The sequence below is a fragment of the Anaerosporobacter sp. genome (genome assembly GCF_031551385.1).
In the GTDB taxonomy this organism is placed as follows: domain Bacteria; phylum Bacillota; class Clostridia; order Lachnospirales; family Lachnospiraceae; genus Anaerosporobacter.
Window position 1 is genome coordinate 48039 of the sequence record NZ_JAVBNS010000009.1, and the last position, 20218, is coordinate 68256.

Genomic DNA, 20218 nt, shown 5'->3' on the forward strand with positions numbered 1-20218 from the left:
CTATGAAACAGGAGATTACAATGAAAGAATTGGTGGCTCTTGTAAATAGCAGAGATGGTGAATTCAGAATTGACATAGAGTTTGGGAAGGAGCATGAAGAAGGTGGAAAAGAGCAACAAGAAATCAACGATTCCATTAACAAATCCTTTCGAGCTTGAAGTGGTTTCTATTCGGCTTGTAAAAGATGCTCCGATATGTTCGGGGCATCCAATAACAAAGCCAGAGGATGCTGTAGAACTGGTTGGAAAATATCTCTGTGAAATGGATCGAGAAGTCCTATGCGTCATTAATTTGAAAACAGATGGCACACCAATTAATTGTAATATTGTAAGTATTGGAGCAATAGATGAAACAGTGGCACATCCAAGAGAAATATTTAAGAGTAGCATACTTTGTAACGCCTCGAGAATTATGCTCGTCCACAACCATCCCAGTTCTAATCTTGAACCTTCAAAGGCAGATGTAAGGCTTACTGACAGGATGATAAAGGTTGGAGATTTAATGGGGATACCATTAATTGATCATATTATTGTTGGTGGAAATAATAGTAAGTATTTTAGCCTTAGAGCAAGAGAAATGTTAAAAAGTCCGGATATTCTATTACAGAGTAATTACAGACAACTTGACTTTGAATCACAACTGGTTGCAGAAAAAGGAAAGAGTAGGTGAGCAAAATGGAGCAAAATCATTTTACAGAAGAAGAGCTTGCCATAGCAAAAAGTGTAGATCTTGTATCAGTAGCACAAAGTCTGGGATATACACCGAAAAGAATAGGAAAGTATTACACGTTAAAAGAGATGGATTCCATCCGCATTTATGATAGAACGCATTGGTTTCGTTGGAGTAGACAATTTGATAAAGGCGAGAACGGTGGCTCTCAGCTTGATTTTCTACGAGTGTTTGCTGGAATGGATGTAAAGACGGCAGTATTTTGGCTATTGGAGTTTTCAGGTTATCAGCAAATTTTAACTGCTAAATCTGAACCTGTATTGAAGTATCAGGTGAAAGAAAAAGAACCGGAAAGAAAAAACTTTCAATTACCAGCGGCTTCGTTTGATAATTCTTACCTGTATTCCTATCTAGGTCAAGAGAGGGGAATTAGTAAAGAGGTTATTGACTATTTTATAAGTCAGAAGCTTATTTACGAAAGCAGACACTACCATAATATTGTTTTTCTGGGAAATGACAAGGATGGAAATACAAGATTTGCAAGTATGAGGGGAGTCTTTGACAAAGAAGGAAAACCGTTCAAGTGCGATGTTGTGGGTAATGATAAGCGATTTGGATTTAATCTTAGTCACGAAAATAGTGAAAAGATAGTTGTATTTGAAGCAGCAATTGATTTGATGAGTTATGTGGACATTACGAAAGATTTTGAAAGTAATATGATTGCACTTGGTATGTTAGCCGATGCTCCACTGGCAACCTTTTTAGAAGAACATCCACAGATTACGACGATTCGATTTTGTCTAGATAGTGATGAGCCAGGAAAAAAAGCAACAGAGGAATTGTTGAAAAAGTATTATGAATTAGGCTTCGAAGTGGAAAACGTTCCTCCACCAGTAGGATTTAAGGACTTTAATGAGTGTTTGATAGCGACAAGACTTCCGAATCTTGGTGTGGCTACAAAAAGTATAGCCAAAATCAAGTGATGGCTACAAAAAGTACAGCCAGAAACGAAAATTGGCTACAAAAAGTGTAGCCACATAGAAGGAAGTAGCAGGATAAAGTGTAGTTACGATAAAGTTTGGCTACAGAAAGTATAGCCATTTTATCAAGTTGGCTACAGAAAGTACAGCCAACAAGCAATATTGGCTACAAAAAGTGTAGCCATATGTAATATAGAAGGGGTTTCAGGGGATTTTAGCCCCTGACAAGTTGCGATAGGACGGCGACGTCGCTATTGCGTAACTTGCCGTGCTCGGGTCTGTATCCGGGCACGTGAGCCAGGGTGAAAATGTACAAAACACAGATAAGGGAGGTACACCAAAAGCAATGGGAAAAGAAGTGAAGCTTTTTACAGAACCAGATGAATTATTGAGTTGGTTGGATGAAAACGACATCCTGATGAATCTTTCAAAGGAAGATGGACAGATACTTCTTAACTATATGGAAGGTCATGATTATGCAATTGGAAGTCGGGAAGAGCATATGATACGAAAAGACCTATCAGAAGAAGATGGAGAAGTAGTGGAGTACACAATTGATGAAGTGATTGATACAGTATGTGAGTGGAATTACGAATTGATTCGTGAAGCAGATGAAAAAAGACATAATCCCAAAGATTTTATAGATTTTGCCAATGAACAGAACCGTTATGAATCCTTAAAAAGAGATGAAATTCGCCTTGACCGTATGTTTGATAGAACAATCTATGCTAAGGAAATTGAAACGCTGGCAGTAAAATTAGCGAATGAATTTATAAGTAATCTGAAGCACGGCAAGGATGTGGAGAAAAGTGTTGTAGCAGTATCTGAGGAAGTCCACCGTTACAGTACAGATAAAAGAGGAAGGTGATAGGATTGGCAGATCGTATTCATTGTGTAAGAAAAACGCTGCGATTGATGCCAATGGAAGCGGAGTTGCTTTCCAATAAAGCAATCGCAGCAAATATGAAGGAAGCAGAGTATCTGAGATTACTTATCAGCCAGAAGCCGAATGATTATCCTGAAATTAGAAGATTGCTGAAAGATTTAATCAATGAGGTCAATCACATTGGAAACAATATAAATCAAATTGTTCGTAATAATAATTCAGCATTGTATACGAAAGCAGATAAAGAACGCCTAATAGCATATATGAAAAAATTGAATGTGGCAGTGAATGAGGCGGTGATTATGATTGGCAATCAGTAAGATAATGCATATGAAGGATTCTGGTAGTGGATTTCATGGAAGGCATTTAAGACGAAGTATTAATTATATTTTGAATCCTGATAAAACGCAGGAGGGTAGATTGATTGGTGGAGTTAACTGTCAGCCAGATATGGCATTTGAGCAGATGAAGGAAACCAAACGAAAATTTGGAAAGATAGATCAAAGACAGGGCTATCATATTGTACTTTCGTTTAAGGAAGGAGAAATCACACCAGATACAGCCTATGAGATTACAGAAAAGTTCATAGAACAGTACCTTAGAAATCAGTATGAAGTTGTATTTTCTGTTCATGATAATACGGATCATATCCATTCGCATATTGTATTTAACAGCGTAAGTTGCATTGACGGTAGGAAGTATCACTATAAAAAAGGAGATTGGGAAAAAGAAATACAACCAATTACCAATATGTTATGTGAAGAGTATGGACTATCTATTCTTGAGATAGGTGATGAGAAAAGTGATCCAGATCGTGGCTATCAGAATTGGAGCGTCAATCGTGACGGACCATTTGTATGGTCAGATATTATAAAGCGTGATTTAGATGCCTGTATTTTGCAGAATAACACATTTGATGATTTCTTAGTTATGCTTAAAGATAAAGGGTATGAGTTAAAACAGGGAAAATATCTTGCGGTTCGTCCACCTGGAATGAGTCGATTTAAAAGGTGTAAGTCGATAGGTGATGATTATTCAGAAGAACGTATTAGACAAAGAATTTTAGAAGAAGATATGTCATCTTATTTAAAGAATCAGCAAATAGAAGTGAAACCGCAGATCGTAAGATGCCGTGTGAAGCGATACCGAAGAGCGAAGATGTCAGGAATGCAGAAAAGATATTATGCTAAGTTGTATCGGATTGGTATGCTTAAGAAGAAACCGTATAGTCAGGTATATCAATACAAAGATGATATTCGTAAAATGCACAAATTACAGCAACAATACTTGTTTTTGGCAAGGCATGATGTGAAATCCAGTGTAGAACTTGCAGCAACTATTATGAATCTGACGGATAAAAGAATAGAAGTTTCTAGTGAAAAAAGCAAGATTTATTGTACTCAGAAAAAGTTTGAAAAGTTGTTTCAAATTGCTGAGGATATGACAGCTTTAAAGGAGTGTGAAAACACATACCAGAATGGGGATAACTTCTTTGAAGAGGAGCATAAAAGGTGGATAGGTCTAGAACAACAACTTAAAAGTCTGGGATATACTTATGAGGAAACAGTGGAATTGAAGAATTATTATAGAAAGTTATGTTCGGAAATAAGTCAGAAAGAAAAGGCTGTTGTTAAGGAACTGAATATTGGAAAGTCAATTTGGAAGGATACAGTAAAGGATGAGGATACAAAGGTATTAGAAGATATAATCGAAAAAGAAAAAATAAAAGAAATAGTGAAACAGCCAGTCCGTTAGGCTGTTATTTTTATGGAAAGAAATAGGAGGAACGTATGGAACAATCAGAAAAGACAGCAATAAATATTCATATTACCGAGTTTATACAGGGACTGAAAAACCTTGAGCGCTATCCTAATGAAGTCTTAGCACTGGTGCAGGAAGACTTGGAGTATGGATTAAGTGAAGAACAGGTGAAACAATACTATAAGAAAAAATGGAGTATTGGACAGATGAAAATCTATTCTAAGTGTCTCCGTAATGGGTATTCCGAGGAAGCAATTAAAGTTATTACTTCTGAACATCTATCAAGAAATCAGATGAGCATTGCCTTGGAATTTTATGAGAAAGGTGTCCCACTCGATAGTATCAAGGCAGTAGTTGGACAAAATGAGTTTCCAGCTGCAATGAAGAAAGCATATGAAATGGTACTTGAGCAAATGAAAGAAACAAGGATGGTGGCAGAGGATGCACCTGATTATGTTAAGAAACTAGTTGACCAAATATCAGCCATGATTACTCATATTGAATTTCAGGAGAAAAGATATGATGCATTGGCAGAACATCTTAAGATTTTTGAATCAACAAAAAAAGATGAAGATGTCAGAGATGATCTGGTAAAACAGAATGCTCATCAAGCAACGGTAATGAATGAACAGCAGAATCAGATTATGCAGGCAAATTCTGCAATCGCAAGATATCGCACTGAACTTGAGCAAAAAGAAAAGGAGATGAAAAAGATGCAGGATAAGACAGAGGCATTAGAAGAGCAGATCCGGATTATGGATCAAAGAGATTCTGATAGTAAGGCAGTATCAAAAACGGCAAGTACAGTACAGCCAGAAAGGGTTCTGGTGCCAGAGCCTAGCATAGAGTTGAAACAGTCAACAATCATTCCGCAAAACATTTCTGGATATGGGGTTCCGATTTACTACACGGTATCGATGGTGGATTCGTATGGAAGAGTGGTTCAGACACTGCCAATTGAACGCACGGAGAAAAAGACTAGTGGTATAACAAATTTATTTTCAAAATTGGGAATAAAGAAAAAATCCAGACAGGATATTGTAAAGTTAGTGGCAAGTGGTGATTTAGTGCCTGATCAGCTAATGCAATTAAAGAGTGCAATTGAGCGTGGGTTAACAGAGAGTCAGCTGGTGGAACTGATCAATAACAATGTCTCTGCAGAGAAGATGAAAGAAATTATTGAGATTGCAGTTCTTGAAAATGCAATGTATGAGAAGGAGTAGGAAGCATGATAACGATAGAAGAAACAATCGAAGCAATTCATAACAGCCATGGTGGTTTAACAGATGAAGAGATACAACTGATTGTCCAATTTGCATTCAAGACAGGTGATGTTGAATTGACTTTGAAGATGATTGAGGAATTTGCAGCAGAGGGGAAAGACAGCAATGCCTTGATTCTGAAATATGAAGCTGCTTTGGATATAAAGCCAAAATGGGTTGATCAAATTGAGAATCTCTTAGTGGCAATAGAGATGTATCGTCTGGAAGAAGAAAAAGCGGTGAATCGATTGGCTGATGTATTGGGCGCATATGGTATTCATGTGTCGGCAGAGGAAATCAGGAAGTCGGATACAGAGCAGATAAAACAGAAAGTGAAGATTTTATAAGGAGGAGGTAAGCTGGAGTTGTTTTGAAAATTCCAGTAACGAATATGGCAGAAGAAATACAAGAAGCAGTCCAAATTATACGCGTCGCATATGATGGGATTGAAATAGCAATGAAGGTTGGAAATGGTGGCTTAGGAGCCATGCAAAAAGCCATAGACTTTTTAAAGGGAATGCTTGATTATGAAAAATCTCTTGGAAAAACATCTATGAAAAAGCTGCTTATGAAAGGTGGCGATTTACAAGTCTTGCAGTTTAAAACGTCTGATATGAAGAAAGTTGAGAAGCTGGCAAAGAAATACGGTATTCTCTATTCTGTACTTCCAGATGTTAAAAAGGCAGATGGTTTATCGGAGGTTATCTTTCATACAGAAGCAGTACCAAGAGCAAATATGATGATTCAGAAATTAGGCTTTGGAAATATTGCATCTTTTGATGATTATCTAAAGAATGGAGATGAGAAATCATTAGGAAAGCTATTGGACTTTCTCAAGCACCAAAAGAAGGAAACCGATAAGAGTATGTCTTCTGATGGTGCAAGAGCAGGTGTTGTTATGGAGGGATTGATTGAAAAAGTAGGTCTTTTTGCAATGGAAAAGCAAAGTATCAGTGTAGATGCGGTGAAAGAAAATTTCAGTATTGGAAATGAACAGGCGAATAGTGTGATTAAGCAGCTTGAAACCATTGGATTACTCGATAAAAGAGATGCGAATGGATATCATAAGGTCATGATGGACAAAGATGCATTCTTAAATCGTGTTAGGGGATATCAGGATTTGGCAGAACGAATGAGGGCAGTATCTGCTTCTAAGAATCTAAATCTTTCTGATGTTACAATTAGTAAAACTCTGATTACAGCAGAAAACGACCATGCAGTGAAAACGAGAGTGCCAGGAACCTGGGGTAAGGATGCAAAGTATATATGGTTTGATAAATCGAAAGCAATGGATATTCATGGAGGTAAGACTATGCTTACCTTTATTGATAAGGAAAAGGATTACAAGATTTATGATGAAGAGAATCGAATTGTATCAACCATGAAGGGCGAAGAATTATATGCTGGTCATTATGATAAAGTGGAATCAGCTGTTCGAGAACATTATGAAAGAAATCAGACCAAAGAAGTTGCAAAAACGCAGACTACAACTAAGACCACCGGTACGAGAAAGAGGTAGATACCATGCAGACAAGTAAGAAAAAACCATCGGTTGTTTTTATTCTTGTTGGTGCAATCCTTGCGGGTTATTTTGGTTATTTGATTGGTGGAGCATGGGAAAAGGGCGTGGAACTAAATGATTTTATCAATCGTTTGAATGAAGTTTGTTCCGCTCCCTTAGCAAATTATATGAATGAGAATACAGTGAAAGCAGTAGCCATTGCCATAGGTATCTATGGGATGGCTATCTTAATGTATTACACCAGTCAGAGAAATCTAATGCCCGGAAAGGAATTTGGTACTGCAAGATTTGAAAATCCGAAAAGAGCAAACAAGATATTAGCCGATAAAGATGAGAACTTTAATCGAGTCTTAAGTCAAAATGTAAAAATGTCTTTAGATTTTCGCAGATTGAAATTGAATGGAAATATTCTGATTTGTGGTGGTTCTGGTGCAGGTAAGACATTTTATGAAGTAAAGCCGAATCTTATGCAAATGCCACATAATTGTTCTTTTATTTGCACTGACCCAAAGGGAGAAATTTTAAGAAGCTGTGGTCAGATGCTAAAGGACAACGGATACAATGTAAAGGTGATTAATCTACTGGAGATGGATAAGTCAGATTGTTATAATCCATTTTCTTATATTCGAGAAGAAACGGATGTAGTAAAACTGATAACAAATCTAATTTCCAATACAACACCAAAAGGGTCAATACCATCAGATCCGTTTTGGGAGAAAGCAGAAGGATTATTTCTACAGTCTATCTTTTATTATGTGTGGCTGGTAGAACCAGCTTCAAGAAGAAATTTTGAGACAGTATTAAAACTGATTGGCGAGGCAGAGGTTGCAGAACAGGGTAAGATGTCCATGCTTGATAAGCGTATGAAAAAACTAGAGGGGTTATCACCTTTAGGAGCTAATCATCCAGCCGTAAAGCAGTACAACAAATGTATGCGAGGTGCAGGGGACACGGTTCGTTCCATTATAATCAGTGCCAATTCAAGATTGGCATACTTAGAGAATCAGCAAGTGCTACGATTATTATCAAAAGACGAGTTGAATCTGGCTGATATAGGAATTGGAGTAAATGGAGATGGTGAAACAAAAACAGCGCTTTTCTGTGTGATACCAGATTCTGATAAATCCTATAATTTTATCATAGGACTTCTATATACGCAGATATTTCAGGAACTATATTATCAGGCGGATTTTAATTGTGGAGGAGCACTTCCAATTCATGTAACTTTTATGTTGGATGAATTTGCTAATGTAGCATTGCCGGATGACTATTGTAGCTTGCTTAGTACCATGAGATCTCGGTCTATCAGCAGCATTATTATTATCCAGAACTTTGCACAGCTGAAGGCTTTGTTCAAGGATACCTGGGAAACAATCCCGGGCAATTGTGACACCTTTATCTATTTAGGTGGCAACGAACAAAGTACCCATAAGTACGTTTCAGAGCTCCTTGGGAAGGGTACGATTGACAAAAAATCCAGCGGAGAAACTAGAGGAAGACAGGGGAGTAGCAGTAGAAATTATGATATCTTAGGTAGAGAGTTATTTACACCAGATGAAGTACGAAAATTAGACAACAAAAAGTGCATCGTATTTATTCGTGGTTTTGATCCGATTATTGATGGTAAGTTTGTTCCATTTGGTCATCCAATGTTTCAGCAGACGGCAGATGGAAAGGGGAAAGCTTATATTCATAATGTCAGAGGTAAGAGAGAATTAGTTGGAAGACCTTATGAAATCTTGTCAGCGAAAGCACTGGAGCATTTTGAAAAACGAAAAGCGAATGGAGATAACGTATATATTGATAAGTTGACTTATGATGAATTTATGCTTCTTGGTGATGTGGAGATGAGCAAACGATTTACGAAACTTGACGAGAAGGAACAGAAGGAAAAATTGAATCAGGAACTGGAAGCAGAGCTTGAATATGCAGAGGATATGAATCAAAAAATAAATGAAATGCGTCAAGTAAATCGACCAAACTTGAAAGAAGACACAATCATGAATCGTATAATCCATTGGCCTTATACCAAGGAGCAGAAAGAGGAAGCTCGTAAGGCAATGGCTGCAAAAGTCCCTCAGAGTAAGATATTAGAATATTTCTATCCAGAAACAAGTGTTGAGCACATGATTAAAGTCAGAGAATCGTTCATGGCATAACAGAAAAATAATCGGATAAGATAAAAGTAACACATATCAGGTAAACCTGAAGTGATAATATAACGGAGGAAACTCCGATCATATAGATAACCTAAGTGGAATGGGTGGTTATTATTGCAAGCCAATAATAACTGCCCATTTTTTCGTTGTAAAGGAGATTCAAATGAAAGAAAGAATAGTAAATCAGAACATGAATAACAAGCAGATGGAGGAAAAAGGAATGAAAGGATTATTTAAAAACGTGAAAAGAAAAGTAGTGCCAGCAATGTCTGGTGCAATTATGGCAGTCAGCCTTATGAGTACACAGTGTTTTGCAGCATCAGGAACGTCTGCGGTTACGCAGCCACTTGATAACCTAAAGACTCTGGTAATTGCGGTTATCGGTGCCGTGGGTGTAATCATTCTTGCAAAGAATGTTATGGAATTTGCACAGGCTTATCAGCAGCAGGATTCTTCAACTATGAACTCTGCATTAAAGGGTATTGTAGCAGGAGTCATGATGACAGGTATTTCAACCGTATTAACTTTCTTAGGATTCTAAGAAAAAGCAGCACCGGGGGTGGAAACACCCCTAAAACAGAAGGAAGAGGTGAGAAACAAGTATGGATATTTTTAAACTTGGAGACAAGATTCTTTCCCTGCTGGAAATGGTATTCGGATTCTGGAACAACCAGATATCTTTAGTATTTGCAATGCTCGGACAATCACCCGTAAATTTCAAAGGTGGCGGTCCCTGGGCAGTGATTGAAGGAATTGAACCAATCTTTGTAGCGGTTGGCTCATCCCTGGTGGTATTGTTCTTTGTCATTGGGTTTTGCTCCGAAAGTGTGGACATCAGGGAAGAGATGCGATTTGAAGTGATACTTCGGATGCTCATCCGAGTGGCACTAGCTGAATGGTTTGTGGCGAATAATGTGACAATCATGAAGGCATTTTTCACATCCATTGGAAACCTGGTAAATATATTATCAGCGGGCACAAATACGACAATGACCATTGATAGCACACAGGCAGACATAATTAAGAATTTAGGATTTGGAGAAAGCCTTATTATGCTAATACTTGCGGCATTGTTATCCATTATTATCATTATTTGTGGATTTTTTATGATATACACAGTGTATTTCAGATTTTTAAGATTATTGATCATTGTGCCAATGGGAGCAATTGCATTTTCAACTATGGGAGGAAACAGAACAGTCAACCAAACGGTAGTGGCGTATTGCAAATACTTTTTATCTGTCACGTTCGAGGCGGTTACTATGGCACTTGCAATTATTGTATGTAATGCATTTGTGAATGCTGGGCTTCCATCATTTACAGGAAGTTACGCGGATTGGGCACAGACACTAATCTATCTGTGTGAAATGACATTTACCATTGCACTGACGGTAGGAAGTGTAAAAGGAGCACAATCATTAACTAGTAAGGCATTTGGATTGTAGGAAGGAATGGAACATGGAAAAGACATTAGAATATGAAACCCAGTGGGGAAGCAAAGAAGAGGTATTCTTTGATATTAATAGCTATCAGAACAATGGGTGTATCTATATTGGATTGGTAATAAATGAAGAAGGATACCCCGAACCATTTGGAGATATCACTGTTAATCTGGGTGGAAAAGCACCGGATTATTGTGGATATATTGATCTCAACAATATGCCAGAACTTGAGAGGTTTATTGAAAAAAATGAACTTGGAGAGTTTACAGGGTTAACACAGAGAAGTGGATTTTGTGAATATCCATTATATCTGTTTAATCCAGAAAAACTAAGAGAACTTTGTCCCGATGGAATGGCAGCGTATGAAAAAAACATTGCTAAAGAAAAGTTGTCCGAAAAGGAAAAATGTAGATAGGAGGTATTTCAACAGTGGTAATTGAAATCAACAAAGATATTGATCGCTATCAGGAATCAGTAGCACTAGGATTATCAGCAAAACAGCTGGTGTTTTCTATTGCAAGTATAGTTGTGGGTGGTGGTCTAGTTCTTCTTTTGTACCGCTATATTGGTTTAACGGGTGCAGCTTATGTTGCAATTCCTTGTGTTGCACCAATCGCTCTAGGTGGATTTTATTCTTACAATGGAATGGGCTTTTATGAGTATATGGGAAGAAAATTCCATTTCATGTTTGGGAACAAGGCATTAACCTATGTTTCTACAGAAGGAGAGCAAGCAATAAAGGAATTTGAAACGGAGTTTGCTTTTGCAGAGAAAGCAAAGGGAATAAAGTGCTTTACCAAAAAGATAAATAAGTCAAAAGAGGAAGTAAAATCAGTAAATAAAGGAAGTAGGGAGGAGTTTGAAGAGATGAAAAAGAAAACAAAGAAAATTGCAATTGCTTGTATGGGAGTAATTGTAGCAACGATTGCAGGCATTGCAGCATATAAGTATATGCATTAGAAACTTTGAAATAGATTGCACTGACCTCTTAGGTCTGGACAATTCGGGCATCAGCCGGGATAGTTCCCGACTGGTGTGTTATTAAGCGAAAGAGAGGTAAAGAAATGGTATTATTTACAGATGAATTTAAGGAACTGAAAAAAGCAAGTGAACCGCTTTATAAGTCTCCGAAATCAATTCAGGAAACCATTGAAATTATGGCAGTAGCAGAGAATGGGATTTTCGAGGTGGCAAAGAATCGATATTCAAAATGCTACCGCTTTCAGGATATTAACTACACCACCACAAATGAGGACGAGCAGATTGATATTTTTGAACGATACTGTAAGTTCTTGAATTCTTTGGACTGTAATTTTAAGATTACAATCAACAATAAGAATAAAAATATGGAAGATTTAAAGCAGTATGTGTTATTGAAGTATATGGATGACGGTTATGATAACTTCCGTAAAGTATATAACGATATCATAGAAGCAAAGATTCTAGAAGGCAGACAAGGGATTGAGCAGGAGAGATATGTAACACTCACAATCGAACGAAAGAATTTTGAGGAAGCTAAGGCGCAGTTTGCTACATTAGAAGCAACGCTTCGCAAGGCATTCAATGAGTTGGGAGCAGATATCGTAGCACTCAGTGGGAATGAGAGATTAAAAATTCTTCATGATTTTTATCACCTTGGTAATGAGAACAACTGGGACTTTGACATCAAAGAAGCAAAGAAAATAGGAAGGGATTTCAAAAATGATTTAAGTAACGGTATGATTAAGTACTTTCCAGATAGCTTTGAGGATGAGCGTAAATTTTGCAAAGCATTGTTCATAAAAAAGTATCCAAGTAGCTTATCTGATCGATTCCTAAATGAAATCACATCACTTCCAGTTCACTCCATTGTCAGCATTGATGTAGTGCCAGTTCCAAAGGATTTGACCACTAAGGTATTGCAGAAGAAATATCTGGGCATTGAATCTGATATCATCAAACAGCAGAGAGTTCGTAACAAGAACAATGACTTCTCGTCCGATATCTCCTATGCTAAGAGAACGGAAAAGAAGGAAATTGAAACCATCATGGATGATGTGCGTGAGAATGACCAATGCCTGTATTATGTAGCGGTGACAATCATTTTGATGGCAGATTCAAAAAAGGAATTAGAGAGTATCAGTGAAACCGTAGAAACTATTGGAAAGCGTAACAGCTGCACTATTGATGTGCATTATCTGAAACAGAGAGAGGCATTAAATACAGCATTGCCGATTGGCGTAAGGCAGGTAGAAAATATGAGAACCATGCTTACCCAAAGTCTTGCTGTATTGATGCCTTTTAATGTGCAGGAATTGAATGATGCAGGTGGTAATTATTATGGTATCAATCAGGTATCAAAGAATATTAATATCGGAAATCGTAAGAGATTAATTAATGGTAATGGTTTTGTATTTGGTGTTCCTGGATCAGGAAAATCTTTCTTCTGTAAGATGGAAATGGGAAATGTATTCTTGTCTGGAGACGATGAAATCATAGTGATAGATCCAATGAACGAATATTTTGATATTGCTGAAACCTACGGTGGAACAGTTGTAAATATGTCAACATATACCGATAATTATGTGAATCCGATGGCAATGGATGTATGGAACTTGGATCAGAATGATTCCAAAGGATGGGTAAGAGAAAAAGGTGAATTTATGCTGGGACTTTGTGAACAGTGTATCGGCGATTCCCTAAATTCCAGACAGAAATCCATTATTGATAGATGTGTAAGAAAGCTGTATATCGACATCGCCAGATGCAGAGAAAAGTATATTCCAGTTATGTCAGATTTCTATGAGTTATTGAATCAGCAGCCAGAAGAGGAAGCAAAAGACATCGCATTATCACTGGAACTGTTCGTTAATGGATCACTTAATATCTTCAATCATCAATCGAATGTGGATGTTGACAATCGCTTCACAGTCTATGGAATTAGAGACTTAGGATCAGAGCTCTCGCCTATTACCATGCTTGTCATGATGGAAAGCATCCAGCAGAGAATCGTGGAGAATGGAAAGAGAGGGAAAGCAACTTGGCTCTATATTGACGAATTCCACGTCTTACTAAATTCCGAGTATTCTGCAAAGTATTTACAGCAGTTATGGAAGAAAGTAAGAAAACAGGGTGGGTTATGTACAGGCATCACACAAAACGTCGTCGATCTATTACAGAATTACACAGCAACCACAATGCTTGCAAACTCTGAGTTTGTAGCATTATTAAAGCAGGCAAATACAGACAGTTCTAAAATGGCAGAGGTTATTGGTGTGTCAGAAGCACAGCTTCGATTTGTAACTAACAGTCCATCAGGTATGGGACTGATTAAGTGTGGCAGTGCAGTGATTCCATTTGATAATCAGATTAGTAAGGATACAGGATTATATAGACTTTATAATACAAATATCCACGAGAAAATTGCGGAACAGAAAGCAAGAGAAGAAAAAGAAAATATCAATGGATAGAAGTAGGTAAATTTAGTATAATGGAGCCAGATGCCAGAGAAGTATCTGGCTCTAAATTTATGATTGAGGAGACTACCATGATTGATAATCTTAGTATTGAGGATTTTTTACTTAAAATATCTTTGCCAAAAAGATATGATCAAGAAGAATTTATTATTTCTGAAAAATATGAAGAAGAAAAAAACAACTTTTTGAGATTATTTAAAGATTGTCACGGGGAAGAATTTAAAGATAAAAAGAATGAGAAAGTACATACTGTTTTAGAAAGTATTTCGACTGTTATAGAAGCCAATTTCAATCTTGTATTAGACATTTTTTCTTATTATGAGAAAGCTGATCTTGGGAGTGCACAACAGTCTTTTGATATTCTTATGGCAAATATGAAAGATGATTTATTTGTTTCATATATTGACGATTGGACAAAGATTACTGTAGATAACAAGCCACATTATACTAAGTTTCGCATGACGCCAGGACGTTCATTTTTTAGAGTTCGTGCAGTAGATTCACCATCAGTAGATATATCAGATAATGCAAATGAACTCTTTCATATTCCTTTTTCGAAAAGGAGAAATGTAAGCAATGAAAGATTTAGCTTGGCAGGATTTCCGTGTCTCTATTTGGCTACAATGTTACCATTAGCATGGCAAGAAACAGGATATCCAGAAAAATATTACTATTCAGAGTTTTGCTATGACGATCTGGGTAAGAAGGATGGTGATAGATCAAATGAATTAAGATTTTTATCAATATATTCTCCAAATGAAATTAGAAATTGGGGTACATCTGTAAAATATAATGATTTTGAATTCTGGATTCAGGTTATAAAACAATCCTTGATAATGTACCCGTTAACGTTAGCATGTGCTTTTGTGAATTCAAGCGGAAAATCTCCATTTAAGCAAGAGTATATTATTCCCCAAATGCTGATGCAGTGGATACAAAGAAATATTGGTTTTGTACAAGGAGTTTCATATTTTACGTGTCTTGATACGAGCGCATTTACGAGCAGTTGGTGTGCATACGATTTAGTATTACCAGCTCTTCTTCCTGGTGATAAGGATATGTATAGCATTAAACTTAAAGAAAAACTGAATTGGTCAATGCCAATTTATTACTCAATTCCAATTGCAGATAAAAGCAAAAATGTTGAGGACATCAAAAAAATAATTGATTTTAGGAATGATTTATTAGAGGCTTTAAATTCCTATGATTTTGACAAGCAATTGCCGTCTTATTTGATTAAGATGTATGAGGTGGCTGGATATATGCAGAGTCTTCTTAAAATGGCTCAGAATACAAATATGCAATTAATATTACAAATGCTGGGCTCGATTCGGAGTAATTATTCTAATATATGCAATGAGAAATTATCGGATTTGATGGAAGAAATTCGAAGTAATGAAAAAAAATTATCGGATGATATTATTGCTGAACAGTGTGAAAAATTAAAACAGATATATGATAGATTCGCAGATAGAGGACAAGGCAGTGGAGAGATAGGTAAAATTATTGATAAATATTATTGGACTACATGGAATGAATTTGCACCAAACAACTATCTAACGATTTTATATTTACCTGACTGTAAATTAGATTCAATTAGAAAGTGGTTTAAAGAAAATCACATCTTGTATTGGGGTCAACAGTTGAAAGCAGATGATACAACAGTAGATTTAATTAAAAAAATTGCAGATGAAAATATGATACCTGTAGATACATTTTGGGATAAAACGGTGATTGATGATGAGTGGATGAAGGAAAATATAACTTCAATAAAAGAACCACTTATTGTTAAATATCACAACGATAGCATATTATCTACAGAGAAAATGAAATCACCGGAACTAATTTGCTTTGGTTTTGACGAAGACAAGATTAAGAAATATCTTCAGTTATAGAGTGTCATTTTTGGAGTAACGCATAGAACATAGAAAAATTAAAGCAGTGAAGATGATTTTTTGAGATAGATCAGGGAGGAGTATAGAATGATTATACCGCGTAAGTTAAGAAAAGGAGATAGAGTAGCGATTGTCAGTCTTTCAAGTGGAATGTTGGGAGAAGATTTTTGCAGTCATAATATAGAGATTGCTGTAAATAGATTAAAAGAGTACTTCTTAGAACCGATTTTTATGCCAAATTCTTTAAAAGGAATTGAATTTTTAAAAGCGAACCCAAAAGCAAGAGCCGAAGATTTAAAAAAGGCTTTTTTAGATGACTCTATAGCTGGAATTATATGTGCAATAGGAGGAGATGACACTTATAGAATTCTTCCATATCTGATGGATGATATAGATTTCATATCATCAGTAAAAAAGACTCCAAAGCTATTTACTGGTTTTTCGGATACGACAATCAATCACCTAATGTTTTATCAGTTGGGGCTTACTACTTATTATGGACCTAATTTTATTTGTGATTTGGGAGAAATAGATAATCAAATGCTACCTTATAGTAAAAAAGCATTTGAAAGTTATTTAGAAGGACATGAGCAAAAAGAGATTACATCGAGTAAAATCTGGTACGAGGAAAGAACTGATTTTTCAAAGGCAGCCGTTGGAACATCAAGAGTTGCGCATGATGAATCAAGAGGTTATGAACTGCTACAAGGGAAAGAAGTTTTTTCGGGAAGATTATTAGGTGGATGTTTGGAAAGCCTTTATGATATTTTGGCGGGGAGTAGATATGAAGATGAAGTGAAGATCAGTGAAAAATATCACCTATTTCCAGAACAAAGTGAATGGAAAGACAAAATCTTATTTATAGAAACTTGTGAGGAGAAACCATCGCCTGATCTATTTACGAAAGAGTTACGAGCCCTAAAAGAAAAAGGTGTATTTGAAGTCGTTAGTGGTATTATAGTCGGTAAACCGCAAGATGAAACATTCTATGAGGAATATAAAGTTGCTTTAAGAGAAGTTATTTCAAATGTAAAGCTACCGATTTTGTATAATGTAAATTTCGGACATGCAACACCAAGATGCACACTACCAATTGGTGCTGAAATACAGGTTGATATGATAAAGAAAAAAATCATCATCATGGAATAATATAGGCAACGTAAAATCTAAACATAGGAGTTGGTTACCATGAAAAACCACAAAATAATAGACGGCAGACTTCTTCAAACTAATAAGAAATTCTCAGCACTAAAAGAGTCCCAAAAGACAAAAATTGCAGAGTGGGAATATGAGGTATATAAGGACTGTTATCTGAAATATAAGAAAGTACCGGATAAACGCAAAGTAGATGAGATTTTGTTTTCTGTATTTGAAAGGATAGAAGCCGCTGAAATCTGGATTCCAGAAGATGAGATATACAAGCATTATCAAAGCAGGCATAGCAAATTACTGAAGAGATTAAAGAAGGAATTCTCGGAAGATTTCCAAGATGAAAATGTAACTGAATAATAATTATACATAGAGCATTCAAGCCAAAACTTGTCTGCTCTCTTTTTTTTATCTCGATTGGAAAGAAGGTGAGACAATTGAAAATCAAAAAAGTGGATGACAAACCAATGATAATCCACACAAAAGCGAAGACAAAGATTCATTCACATGAAGCGAAGTCTACTGGGATTAAAGGTCACAATGTTTATTCTGTAAAAAGAAGTCCGAAGATTATGTCAGCCACTACTACAACGCAGACAATGGGAAAAGGGGCAGTTCGTAGAAGGGGAAAAACTACGTATCGGAAAAGCACGATTCATCAGAATCAGGAAAAACGTAGAGGACGAATCCATCAGCATAACAGAAATATCAAGGATGACAAGAAGACTATTAAGACAAAGAATTCCAGTATTAAGTTAGTGGGTGCAGTAGGTGCAAATGTAGCAGCAAATCAGATGGAAGGTGCAGAGGAAATAAGAGATGCATCAATGATTGCTTATGGGGTTACAAGACCCATGACTGGAGCAGCTTCTAAAGGAGCAGAATTCTTTAGGCAGAAGTCATTGGCAGAGAAGAAGCGAAAGATTAAAAAAGTGGAGTCTGGTAGGAAGCTTTCGAGAAGGCAGATTAAAAAGACAACACAGAAGGTTGCAAAGAAAGCAGCAAAGGACACTGCTAAGAAGGTGGCAAAAGAAACAGCAAAGAAATCAGCGAAAGTAGCTACAAAAGTTACGACGGATGTTGCTGTGACGGTAGCAGGAACTGCGGCAGTTGGACCACTTAGTCCATTGATTGGGATTGCTGCCGGAGAAGTTGTAGGAGCAAAGATAGATCATGATGATATGAAGCGTAATAGCCGAGTCCGTAAAATCAAATTCTTTATAGATAAGATGAATTCCCAGGATAAACAGCAAGACAGTTTATTTAAGCTTTTAAAAGACTTAGTTATGAATCGGGCTGCCATTCCATTAAAGAAAATGGCTCTTGCTGTGGGAGGATTCTTATTAATATTGATTTTGCTGATATCTGTTATAACAGTTCCAGTTGTTACAGTAGTTGCAACGATTTATAATTCCCCGTTTGCTCTATTCCTGCCACCGTTGGAAGAAGGTGATACGGTAATGAGCGTTACAACAGAATATGTTGCTAATTTCAACAGGGAGGCCAACACACTAGCCAATGAGCATAATGGATATGATAGAGGAGAAATCGTCTATGTGGACTATGAAGGTACAGCTGCTAGTCCAAGCAATTATTACGATATCATGTGTGTCTATATGGTAAAGCATGGCATTGGTGATACTGCTACAATCATGAATGATATGTCAAAAGATTGGCTTCAGGATATAGTTAATGATATGTGTTCTTACACGACCAGTTCCCGAACAGAAACCCATGAGAATGGAGATGGAACAACAGATTCGGAAACAATTCTTTCTGTTAATGTTACGCTGAAAGATTACAGAGATATGATTACCGAATATAACTTTGATGAAGACCAGATAGAACTAATCAATGAAATGATGAGTCCAGAAAACCTTGCGATGATAGGTTATAGTGGTGGAGAATCTGGTGGAGGAAGTGGCAGTGGAAATAGCGTATCCTCTTTAACTAATACAGAAATTGAAGCAATCGTTAGTAGTATCGCTGATCCAACACAGAAGGAAACCGTAAGTTTTGCTTTAAGCAAAGTAGGATATCCATATAGTCAGGCTTACAGAGATACAGGAATTTATTATGATTGCAGTTCGCTGGCTTACTACTCGTGGAAAACGGCTGGAGTCGATATTAGTTTTGGCGGTGCGACCACAGCGGCAGCAGAAGCACAGGGGCTTGATGAAGCAGGCAAGAGTATAACAGAAGCAGATTTACAACCTGGAGATCTTATTTTCTATAGTTATACCACAAACGGAAGATATAAGAACATCAGTCATGTTGGGATATATACAGGTAATGGAAAGATGGTCGAGGCAAAGAATGAAGCAGAGGGTGTTGTATATGGAGACTTCCATAATGGAAGTGTTGTAATGTATGCAAGACCAAACAAATAAATAGGAATAGAAAGTGAGGCGGAGCTAGTAACATAAGGTTCGGTCTTTTTTTGATTGGAGGAAAAATGTCTAAAGAATATGAGGTCGAAATCAAAGAGGTTTTGTCAAGGATTGAAAAAATCGAAGCAGCTTCTCTTGGAGAAGCCATTGATAAAGCAATGGAAAAGTATTATGCACAGGAAATCATTCTTGATGCCGAGGACATGAAAGATGTGGATTTTCGTCCATATGAACAAAAACAACAATTAGGAAAAAGCAAATAGCGGAGGATAAAGAATATGAGCAAAGTAGTAGAAGAAAACGTAGTAAAGAACATGGCATTTTTAATAAAAATGCTGGAAAAGGAATGGGAAGTTTCAAAGGAGAGCATTAAGACTGTTTTTATTTCAATGGATGAGGTAGCAAAGGTAAAATCTGATCTGTCTTTTATGATTCAGGTTAATACAGGAGTTCTTAACAGTAATAATGGAATGACATTTAAGGAGTGTATGATGATGAACAAAGAAAATCATACGCTTCTTAGAATCACAAAAAAGATTATTACCGCAATTGAAAAGGCAGAGAAGGATGAAACAGAGGAATTTGCCATTACTTTAGATAAAGAGGAAGCAAAGCTTTATAAGGAGTTGTTTGACAAGAAAAACTAGA

The 20218-nt window shown here is 36.7% G+C and carries 21 protein-coding genes; all 21 read left to right on the forward strand.

All coding sequences use genetic code 11. The annotated features are described in order from the left end of the window. Window positions 1-2: 2 nt before the first annotated feature. Entirely contained in the window at window positions 3-158 is a 156-nt protein-coding gene (locus RMR19_RS01310; protein ID WP_310601746.1) for a hypothetical protein, read from the forward strand. Next, a complete protein-coding gene (locus RMR19_RS01315; RefSeq protein WP_331654595.1) occupies window positions 103-669 on the forward strand; it encodes a JAB domain-containing protein in 567 nt (188 codons plus the stop codon). The genes RMR19_RS01310 and RMR19_RS01315 overlap by 56 nt, the downstream gene beginning before the upstream one ends. Window positions 670-674: 5 nt before the next feature. Beyond that, window positions 675-1652, forward strand: a complete 978-nt coding sequence (locus RMR19_RS01320) for a DUF3991 and TOPRIM domain-containing protein (RefSeq protein ID WP_310601747.1) — start codon at window positions 675-677, stop codon at window positions 1650-1652. A 289-nt stretch (window positions 1653-1941) separates the two neighbouring features. Next, on the forward strand, window positions 1942-2517 hold the full coding sequence (locus RMR19_RS01325) for a multidrug transporter (protein WP_310601748.1): 576 nt from the start codon (window positions 1942-1944) through the stop codon (window positions 2515-2517). Further along, the gene (locus RMR19_RS01330) at window positions 2514-2855 is read left to right on the forward strand and encodes a MobC family plasmid mobilization relaxosome protein (RefSeq protein WP_331654596.1); all 342 of its coding nucleotides are present in this window, start codon (window positions 2514-2516) and stop codon (window positions 2853-2855) included. The genes RMR19_RS01325 and RMR19_RS01330 overlap by 4 nt, the downstream gene beginning before the upstream one ends. After that, entirely contained in the window at window positions 2842-4290 is a 1449-nt protein-coding gene (locus RMR19_RS01335; RefSeq protein WP_310601750.1) for a relaxase/mobilization nuclease domain-containing protein, read from the forward strand. Before RMR19_RS01330 ends, RMR19_RS01335 begins: the two co-directional genes overlap by 14 nt. 35 nt (window positions 4291-4325) lie before the next feature. Beyond that, a complete protein-coding gene (locus RMR19_RS01340; protein WP_310601751.1) occupies window positions 4326-5519 on the forward strand; it encodes a hypothetical protein in 1194 nt (397 codons plus the stop codon). Window positions 5520-5524: 5 nt separating this feature from the next. After that, complete coding sequence (locus tag RMR19_RS01345; RefSeq protein ID WP_310601752.1) at window positions 5525-5905, forward strand: hypothetical protein; 381 nt, start codon at window positions 5525-5527, stop codon at window positions 5903-5905. Window positions 5906-5949: 44 nt separating this feature from the next. After that, window positions 5950-7077 carry a PcfB family protein gene (locus tag RMR19_RS01350; protein ID WP_310601753.1) on the forward strand — a complete coding sequence of 376 codons (1128 nt, stop codon included), beginning with the start codon at window positions 5950-5952 and terminating at the stop codon, window positions 7075-7077. A 5-nt stretch (window positions 7078-7082) separates the two neighbouring features. Then, window positions 7083-9239 (forward strand): VirD4-like conjugal transfer protein, CD1115 family, encoded by a 2157-nt coding sequence (locus RMR19_RS01355; RefSeq protein ID WP_310601754.1) that lies wholly within the window; start codon window positions 7083-7085, stop codon window positions 9237-9239. A 163-nt stretch (window positions 9240-9402) separates the two neighbouring features. Then, complete coding sequence (locus RMR19_RS01360) at window positions 9403-9780, forward strand: electron transporter RnfA (RefSeq protein ID WP_310601755.1); 378 nt, start codon at window positions 9403-9405, stop codon at window positions 9778-9780. A 61-nt stretch (window positions 9781-9841) separates the two neighbouring features. Then, window positions 9842-10684 (forward strand): hypothetical protein, encoded by an 843-nt coding sequence (locus RMR19_RS01365; RefSeq protein WP_073285276.1) that lies wholly within the window; start codon window positions 9842-9844, stop codon window positions 10682-10684. Between the two features lie 13 nt (window positions 10685-10697). Next, window positions 10698-11096, forward strand: coding sequence for a DUF4313 domain-containing protein (locus tag RMR19_RS01370; RefSeq protein ID WP_310601756.1), 399 nt, complete (start codon window positions 10698-10700; stop codon window positions 11094-11096). A gap of 14 nt (window positions 11097-11110) precedes the next feature. Continuing rightward, the gene (locus RMR19_RS01375) at window positions 11111-11641 is read left to right on the forward strand and encodes a PrgI family protein (RefSeq protein WP_310601757.1); all 531 of its coding nucleotides are present in this window, start codon (window positions 11111-11113) and stop codon (window positions 11639-11641) included. A gap of 104 nt (window positions 11642-11745) precedes the next feature. After that, window positions 11746-14130: a VirB4-like conjugal transfer ATPase, CD1110 family gene (locus tag RMR19_RS01380; protein ID WP_310601758.1), complete on the forward strand. Its 2385-nt coding sequence runs from the start codon at window positions 11746-11748 to the stop codon at window positions 14128-14130. A 20-nt stretch (window positions 14131-14150) separates the two neighbouring features. Beyond that, a complete protein-coding gene (locus RMR19_RS01385; protein ID WP_310601759.1) occupies window positions 14151-16031 on the forward strand; it encodes a hypothetical protein in 1881 nt (626 codons plus the stop codon). A gap of 87 nt (window positions 16032-16118) precedes the next feature. After that, complete coding sequence (locus RMR19_RS01390; protein ID WP_310601760.1) at window positions 16119-17180, forward strand: S66 family peptidase; 1062 nt, start codon at window positions 16119-16121, stop codon at window positions 17178-17180. A 39-nt stretch (window positions 17181-17219) separates the two neighbouring features. Next, window positions 17220-17540: a hypothetical protein gene (locus RMR19_RS01395; RefSeq protein ID WP_310601761.1), complete on the forward strand. Its 321-nt coding sequence runs from the start codon at window positions 17220-17222 to the stop codon at window positions 17538-17540. A 68-nt stretch (window positions 17541-17608) separates the two neighbouring features. Next, window positions 17609-19570, forward strand: coding sequence for a C40 family peptidase (locus RMR19_RS01400; RefSeq protein WP_334308187.1), 1962 nt, complete (start codon window positions 17609-17611; stop codon window positions 19568-19570). A gap of 65 nt (window positions 19571-19635) precedes the next feature. Further along, window positions 19636-19833 carry a DpnD/PcfM family protein gene (locus RMR19_RS01405; RefSeq protein WP_310601762.1) on the forward strand — a complete coding sequence of 66 codons (198 nt, stop codon included), beginning with the start codon at window positions 19636-19638 and terminating at the stop codon, window positions 19831-19833. Between the two features lie 15 nt (window positions 19834-19848). After that, the gene (locus tag RMR19_RS01410; protein WP_310601763.1) at window positions 19849-20217 is read left to right on the forward strand and encodes a hypothetical protein; all 369 of its coding nucleotides are present in this window, start codon (window positions 19849-19851) and stop codon (window positions 20215-20217) included. Window position 20218: the final 1 nt, after the last annotated feature.